A 9,435-nucleotide genomic window follows, 5' to 3' on the forward strand; every position below is an offset into this window, starting at 1 on the left:
TGTTAGCAAAATTAATTTTTCATGACCAAAAAATAGACAAAATTCATTAAATGAATCTGGCGAATATCCTGATTATAATCCCTATGTTTTAACATTAGGATTGGATGTATTTTTGATTAAAAAATTAATAAAAAAGAGTTAATTTTAAATAACTCTTTTTTATTTTTATTTATTGAATTTTTTTACCAATAATCAAACAAAATAACTTAATCCTCCAGTTAGAATAATGCTTACTCATAGTAGAATAAGAATTAATCAGTTTAAATATTTATTATTTGTATCAAAATAATTATGATTATTTTCTAACTCATTTAATATTTTCTGTACTTCATAAATGTTTTTAGCATTATCAAGGCGTTTATTAATTTTTTCTTTTTCTTTTAGTGAATATTGATTTAAATTATTAATTTTTATATTTGCTTGCTCTTTAGCTAAAATTAAATTACTTCTACCATTTAAATTATTTAAAGAATTTAAAAATTGTTCATTATTAGTTTTCAAAAGTGTTTCATTTAATAAATCGTTATTGTTATTTTTATGCAAGTCCTCAAACAGATTTTTACTTTTATTAATAATTTGATCATAATTATTTCTATTTTCTTTTGTTGCATCGTAATAATTATTATTGATTATTACTGAAGAATTATTTTTTAATTGATTTCTTAAATTTTGCATTAAATTGTTAATATTTTGATAATTATCATTTAATTGATTTAAAATTTTTAAATCATTAGTTTGATTTATAGCTTCAAGTGCCTTATCTTTTTGTGCATTAGTTAAAGCTTGATATTCTTGGTTAATTTTATTTTTTATCAATTCTTTTTGTTTATTGACTTTAGTATAACCGTTTAAATTATTAATAGCATTTCTTAACTCATTGATAGCTTGATTAACTTGATTTAAATCTAAAACATTTCCTTTTATTTTATCTATTGTTTGTTTTTTATCATTTAAAGTTTTATCATAAGCTTGTTTTAAATCTAAATCAGCTTGTGAATAATTAATATTATTAGCATCAATTGTTTGAATATTATTATAAGTTTGCATTGCTTGATCTAATAAAATAATTTTATTTTTTAAAAGATTTTGATTTTGTCAATTAAGATTTGCAATTTCTTTTTCTAAAGCTTCTTTTTGTGCATTATTAAGATATTTAGTTTGTTTTAAAAATTCATTTAATTCTTTTTGAGCATTTTGATCTTTTTGTTTATTAATTAGCTCGTTAAATCTATTATTAAATTCATTAACTTTATTAGCAAAATCTTTACTTGTAGGATCTAAATTATCAATTAGATTATTTAACGTTTTTTTATCTTCTTGATTTAAAATTTGTTCATTTTTAACTTTTTGATAAAGATTTTCTTTAGTTGTTAAATTAATTTTACTTTCTTTGAAATTATTTAAATTATTAGCTTGATTTTCTTGATCATTAACAGCTATATTTAATAAATCATCTATTAAATCATTTTTTTGTTCGTTGGTTAAATTAGTTTTATTGTTAATTTCTTGAATTAAATCTTTTTTATCCAGTAAATGATCAACTTGCTCATTAAATCATTTGATTTGTTTAGCATTATTTACATCGCTTGGTACTTTAATGTTATCAACTTGTTGAATTAATTTATCTTTTTCTTTTTGACTTAAATGAGAATTATTTTGAATACTTTGTTTAATTTTTTCTTTTTTAAATTCATAATTTAAATCACCATCAAGCGCTTCTTTGGCTTCAATTAAATCTTTTTCTAATTGATTAACAGCTTGAGAATCGAGATTTTGCATTGAGTTAGTTTCTAATAAATTTAATGCTTGATTTTTTAATTTATCATAATTATTTTTAGTTCTTGAACTAGCTGCTTTATAAGAATCATTATTTTCTTGATTTAATTCATTTTCTAAATCTTGCAACGTATTAGCAAGTTGTTGCATTAAATTATCTAAAGTTAAAGTTTTATTAACTATATCATCTACATCAGCAATTAATAAAACATTATCAATTTCATTTTTTAAAGCTTCTTTTTGAGCATTATTTAAATTAGTAAGCTGATCAATGTTTTCTTTAGCTTGATTTTGTTTATTTTTAAGTAATTGTTCACCATCTAAATCATTATATTTAGCTTCTAAATCTTTTGCTAATTGGTCAATTGTTTTTTGATCAATAACATTAGCACCTTTTACTTTATCAACAAGATTTGCTGCTTGATTTTTAATATCTTCAAAAGTAAGTTTTTTCTCACTTGTAGCATTTAAGTATTTTTTATCAGTAGCTAAGTTGTAATATTTAGCTAATTGATTTTTAAGATTTTGCATTGTTTGATTAATATTATTTGCTAAATCTTTTATTGCTAAAATTTTCTCATTTTCAACTTCTTTATTAACTTGAGCAATTAAATTTTCTTTTTGTTTATCATTAAGATTATTTAATTGATTAATATAATCAATTACTTGCTTACGAACTTCAGTAATATTATTACCATTTAAATTATCAATAGCATTATGAAGATTTTGATTTTGTTGATTTACTAAATTTTCATTTAATAAATCGTTATTATTATTTTCTTCTAATTGTTTTAATAGATTTTGAGTTTTGATAATTTCTTGGTCATAAACTTGTTTTTTATCTGGCGAAGCATTAAGATAATTATTGTCTGCTTTTAAATTCTTTTCGTTAGCAAGATAATCTCTTAAAGTTTGCATTTGACCATTTAATACTTTATTTTCATTATCAGCTTGATTAACTTGTTCAAGATTATTGGTTTGATTAATTTTTTTAATAGCCTTAGCTTTTTGCGCCTCAGTTAATGAACTATATTCATTATTAATTCTACTAATAGCATTTTCTCGAGATTTTTTAACTTTTTCTTGACCATTAAGATTATTTTCTGCTTGTTTTAAATCATTGATTTTAGCTTCAATTTGCTCTTTATTTAAGTTTAAGCCATTTGTTTTATCAATGATACTTTCACGCTCTTCTAAAGCATTATCATAAGTTTTTTGTGGATTTTCATCAGCTTGTGAATATTTAATATCATTTTTATCTACAACTTCAATTTCTTTATATTCTTTCATTAGATTATCTAAAGCTTGAATTTTAGTTTTTAATTGATCTATTTGATTAGAGTGAGCTAAAGTAATTTCATTTCTTAAAGTTGTTTTTTGAGCATCGTTAAGATATTGTGTATTTTCTAAGAAATCTTTTAAGTTAGTTTTTTTCTTATTTGCTTCATTGGCTTTATCTAAAATATCCTGAAGTTTTTGATCAATAACATTATCATCAATTAAAGCTTTGTCAATTTCATCATTTAATTGATCTTTTTCTTCTTGTGCTAAATCTAATAATTGATTAATTTTAGTTTTTACGTTAGCTTTAGCTTCATTAAATGCCTTAGTTTTCAATTGATTTATTTGATGGTTTGTTAAATCTTTTTCTAAAGTATTGATTTCATCATTTAATTGATTTTTTTCTTCTTGTACAAGATGAATCATTTTGTTAATTTTATCTTTAAGATTTTTTCTTTTACCATCCAAATTATTTAATGTTTGCTCTGTTTTTGTTGTTTTTGCAATTAATTCATTAATATTATTATCTAAATTATCATCTGTTAATTCTGTTTGTAATAAATTATTAATATTTGTTTCTAAATCATTTAAAGCATGATCATAATTAGTTTTATTTTCTTGATTTTCATCAAGATATAATGATGATACTTTAATATTATCTTTTTGATTTAAATGATTTTTTGCATTATTTATTAAAGTATTTAATTGTTCAGCTTGATTGGTTAAATTTTCTATTTTTTCTGTAGTATCTTTGGTTTTAATTAATTCGATTAATTGTTCTTTATGCTTAATATCTAAATCTTTGAATGTATTAATTTTATTTATAGCTTTTTCTTTAGCTTTTGCTATTATTTCGCCATTTAAATTATCAATTTTATCTTGCAAAGTATTATTTTGAATTTCAATATTTGTAAAATTCAATAAATTAGAATTATTAAAATCATTTAATTCATTTAATAATTCTCTACTTACATTAAATGTTTTATCATATTCATTTTTATATATTTGTGTAGCTTGATTATATTTTTGACTTTCTTTTAAATTATTATCGTTATTAATATAATCTTTTAAAATCTGCATTTGATTATTTAATTGTTGAGCGTTATTTTGAATATCATCTATTGTTTGATAATTATTAGCTTGTTTTATTAAGTTTTCTAAAGTTGTTAATTGCGCATTAGTTAAATGCATAAAATTATTCTTGATTAAATTAATTGTTTCTTCTTGTTTTTTAAGTAAATTAGCTTGACCATTTAAATTATTAATAGCTTCATTTAAGTTTTTAATTTGAGTTTTAATTTCTTCTAATGTTGCATTTTGTTTACTTTCAGAATTAATAATTTGATCTCTTAATTGATCATATTGATTATATTGATCTTTTAAATTCTCATCTGCTAATTGATAATTAATTGTATTTTTATCAACTTTTTCAATATTTCTATATTCAAGCATTGCTTGTTCTAAATTATCGATATATGTTTTTAAAGTATTTTTACTATCATTATCAGCATTATCAATTTCATTTTTTAAAGCTGTTTTTTGAGCATCATTAAGATTTTGTGTTTTATTTAATTGATCAATTAACTCTTGTCTTAATTGATGTAAATTTTGTGCTTCTTGATAAATTAAATCAATATTTTTATCAATTAAATTATCGTCTAAATCAGCAAGATTAACATTATTTTTAAATGATTGTTTTTCTTGTATGTTTAAATTATTCATTTTCTCAATAAAATTATTAACATTTTCTTTAGCTTGAGCAAAAGCTTGATTAATAATTTGTTCTGCACTATTATCATCTCAATTATTTTCATCTAGTAAATCAATTTGTTTTTTAAAATTTTCTTTTTGTGTTTTATCTAAATGTTTAGCTTTATCGATTTTATTTTTTAATTGAGATTTTTTTCCTTCTAAATTGTTTTGAGCATTTTCTAAATTAGTATATAAGTTGGAAAGTTCATTGATTTTTATTAAAGCATTATTAACATTTATATTATTAAAATCAAAATTTTCAAGTTCTTCGATTTTCTCTTTTGCTTTTATTAAAGCATTATCATAATCATTTCTTTTTTCTATAGTTTCAAGATTATAATTATCTGAATTTTTAACTGTATTTTCTTCTAAAGTTTTATTTTTTAATTCACTTAAAACTGATTCTAAAATAATAATTTGATCTAATAAATTTTTAGCATTAGTGTTATCTCTAATTTGTAATAATGTATTTCTTATTTGCTGTTTTTGTTCATTTGAAATATGAGTTAAATTTTGTAATCTTTTTAGTTTTTGCGTTAATTCTAAATCAAAATCTAAGTTTGTAAAACTAGCATTTAAATTATCTCTTATATCAGTGTAAAAAGCAATTGCATTTAAACGTAAATTATCATTATCTTTATTGCTTTGCGCTAAATTTCAAGCATTTTTAAAATTTTCTATAAGAGTTTGTTCTTTATTAATAAAAGGCAAAATTTCTTCTATATCATTAGTTTTGACAATGGCGATAATTTCATTTAATTTAGCATTAATTTCTTGTACAATATTTCTTTTCGTAGCTATTGTTAAATAATCATTATTTAAATTTTGATAATTACTTTGAAAATCATCATCAGAAGGATTTAAATTATCCAAAAGATCATAAAAATATTTCTTATCATTTGAGCCAATTAAACTATCTTGTTGAATTTGTTTTATTAATGTAATTTTATTTTTAAAATTTTCAACCGTAATTTTGGCAGGATCTTTTGTAAATAATTGTTTTAAATATTTATTTTTTTGTTCTAAGCTTAATTGATCATCATTAATTAATTCATTAGCATAATTTAAAACTAAATTTAAAAGACTATTTTTACTATCGCTATTAGTTAAATTTAAATCAGTATCATTATCAATTAAAAATGTAGTTATATAAACGATTAATTTATTCTTATCATCATCATCAAAATTAGTTGCATTGATCTTATCAATTAAATCTAATTTATTTTTAATCCTTTTACTTTTTGCCTCGCTTGCTGTATCAGCAATTTGACTATAGTTAAAATTGGTATTTAAAATATCATTATTATATTGATTTTTAATATTATCAACTAATTGAGGAGTTTTAGTAGCTGTATTAAGAAACAAATTTAATTTACTATTAGCATTATTTTTATTAAGATTATGTTCAATTGCATAATTAATTTGTTCTTGGGTAAATTTTAAGTCTCATGAAGCAATTTGTAATCTGAAAGTATTTAAAGTATTTTCATTAATATTTTCTATATTAGTAACATTATTTAAATTAGTTAATTGTTCAATAATAATTTCTAAATTTTTAACTGCTTGTGATTTATCATTTGTTGTTTGAATTAAATCAGTATCTAAATTAGCAATTGCACTATAAAGAATAGCTTTTTCTTGTTTTTTTAAATTTGAATTTTTTACTTGATCTAATAAAGTAATACGTTCTTCAATTTTAGTTTTAACATTAGCTAATTGATCATAATTAGAAGCATTTTTAATTTCTTGTGCGTAGCGATTCAAAATAATATCAATGTTATTTTGTGTTATTTCACTTCTATTATTAACATTAACATAAGGATCAACCATTACTTTGGTTTGATTTAATTCATTTTCGAAATTAGTATTAGCATTTTGTGAATTAGCCTCATTTATTTGTGGTCATTCAATAGCTTTTTCTATTAAATTATCTTTAAAAGTTTCTCTAGCATTTTGCTCTTCGATATATTTAATTAATTGAGCTCTTTTATATTCATTATCTAATTTAGTATCCATTTGAGAATCTTCAAAAATAATTACATTTAAATCATTTATAAGTGATACTTTTGGTTTATGTTTAGCTTCTAAATTTAATTTACCAATTTTAATTAAAGTTTGATTTCTTTTAACATAATCACTGCTGTAGCTAACATAATCATTACTATTGATATCTTTAGTATCAACTAAATTAATATTATTTCTAATTTCTTCCAAAGTTAAAAAGTTATTATCTAAAGTTTCTTCTCCATTAGGATTAATTGTACCTGGAGCTTGAATTTCTTGATAAACTTGAGTTAAATGTTGGTTAATTTGTTCAACTTCTTGAATTTTTAATTTAATGTTATTAACCAATTGCTTTTTCATTTCTTCAGTAGCACTGTTATCATTATCATATATATTAGGAGTAAATACAGTAGCTAAATTATTAATTAAAGCATCTTTGTCTTGTTGTGTTAAATAATTGTTATTACTAATAACTTTAATTTGATCAATTATTGCTTTTAATAATTCGTATTTTGTTTCTTGAGTTAAACCATTTTTGTTTCTATAATCAATAGCATTAATTTTTTTAATTAAATCTGTTTTAGCATTTACATCATTTAAACCTATAGTACCATTAACAAAATTAATTATATCACTGATAGCAGTAGCTTTAATTGTTGCTTCTTTTAATTTTTCTTCAAAATTTTCTTTATTAGCCTCATAATTTTTCATTCATGAGCTCACTAAAGAAATTCATTCTTTTCTAGTTGTAAAAGCTAAAGTTGTTTTACTATTAGGATTTAAATTATCTCATTGAGTTCTTGCTTGATCATTAAGAGCTTTATTATCTTTAATTGCAATCATAGCATCATAATATTTATGAATATTTAAAAACTTTTCTCTTGTAGCTGCAATATCGCTTGCTTTATGGTTCATAACTTGAGTCATTAATTGTGATAAAGTCATTTGTAAACCAACTCTAGTGTCATTAGGAAAAAATCCTTTAGTTTCTCAAGTGTTAGGTCTAAGAGGTCATCTAGTATTGATTATATCTATAGTTTGAGCTCTTAAATGTTCATTTTTAATTCTTTCTTTCATTTGCTCAAGAGTTAAATTTAAAAAATCTCTTTTAACAATAATATCAGCCATGTGTGAAGCTACATAACTTCTTTGATTACCTGGATCGTAGTAATTATTTAATCCACCACCAGAAATATTGTTAGCTCTTACTTCTTGACCTTCTAAATTTATATATCTACCTTGACCAATCATTGTCATGTTTTTGGCTATTTCTAAAGCATATTCTAATTTTTCAACAAAATCACTTTGAATGTTATCATTATTTTCGTTATCGATTATCATTCTGTTTAATGTTGGCATTAATTGATCTCTTGTAATAACATTAAAATGTTGTCTTTGGATTGTATTAATAACTGTTTGAATTCTGCGTTTAAATTCGTCTTTAGGAACAACACTAGTAGCAGCTAAAACAGGCATAAAAGTTAATGAACTTAAAACAATTCCTGAGCCTAAAATAATTTTTTTAATTTTGTTTTTATTTTGATTTTTCATAATTATTCTTTCTGATTTTTGAAATTAAAACAAATAAATATTTTTAAGCATTTAAAATGCTTAATATTTAAATTATATATATATATATATATATAAGTCACAAAAAACGCTAATTTTTATAAAAAATTCTTTAAAAATCAACTTTTTAAGAATTTAATAAATTAAAGAATATAAAAATCAGAGATTATTATTTGTAATTATCTCTGGTTGTAAATTGTAATTTTTTGACTATTTAAAATAATTAGATTATTCAATATGTTTTAATAAAAATTTAAATAAGTTGATAGCATTAAAATTGTATATATAATTTTTATTATTTTTTCATATTTACAAAACTTTCTTGTATGGCATAATTATCATTAAAATTATCAATATTTTTTAATTTCTTGATTAATTTATTTATTGTGTTTAATTTAATTAGGATATTTTAAACAATTATATTTGTTGAATTTCTTTTTAATGTTTTCAATTAAAAAATAATAAGAAAAATCATTTATTAAATATAAAAATATATATATTGGTAAATAAAAAATAAAATACTTAAAATCTCTATAAAAATGTAAATCAAAATACTCTTCGTAAGTCATTGGTTTTTCTTCATGCATCGAATAAATTTTATAATTAGTTGTATTTGCTATAGTTCTGTAAAAATAAGCAACAAAACAAATTAAAATCAAAAATAAAATAAAAAACAACGAATTTATTATTTGAGAAACGTTCTTTAGTTTATAGGTTTTATATTTTTTTTCTAATTTTATTGGAATGAATCAATTCACTATTTGAATTAATAACAATGTTATCAGTGTATAAATAATATAATAGTTTAATCCTTGAGTTAGTTCAAAACTAAGTCATGCATTACTTAAAAAAGTAAAAGTTCCAAAAAAAGAAATAAAATATTTTAAAAATATATTTAAATATTTCATTAGTATTCACTCCAATTTGAATTTTTCACAAATCAATCTTTTATAATTTTTACTATATTGAAATTATATTATTTTTATTTTAACTAGTTCAATTTATTAATCTATGTAATACAAAAAAAACTGAAAAAAATATATTTTTCAGTTT

General features: G+C 20.6%; 2 protein-coding genes. Both read right to left on the reverse strand.

Features of this window, described 5'->3' with window-relative positions; all coding sequences use genetic code 4:
• Positions 1-165: 165 nt before the first annotated feature.
• Positions 166-8,364 (reverse strand): hypothetical protein, encoded by an 8,199-nt coding sequence (locus VBM87_RS02140; protein ID WP_323177180.1) that lies wholly within the window; start codon positions 8,362-8,364, stop codon positions 166-168.
• Between the two features lie 413 nt (positions 8,365-8,777).
• Positions 8,778-9,290, reverse strand: coding sequence for a hypothetical protein (locus tag VBM87_RS02145; RefSeq protein ID WP_323177181.1), 513 nt, complete (start codon positions 9,288-9,290; stop codon positions 8,778-8,780).
• Positions 9,291-9,435: the final 145 nt, after the last annotated feature.

Source organism: Mycoplasma sp. 744 (assembly GCF_034863305.1).
In the GTDB taxonomy this organism is placed as follows: domain Bacteria; phylum Bacillota_I; class Bacilli_A; order Mycoplasmatales; family Metamycoplasmataceae; genus Mycoplasmopsis.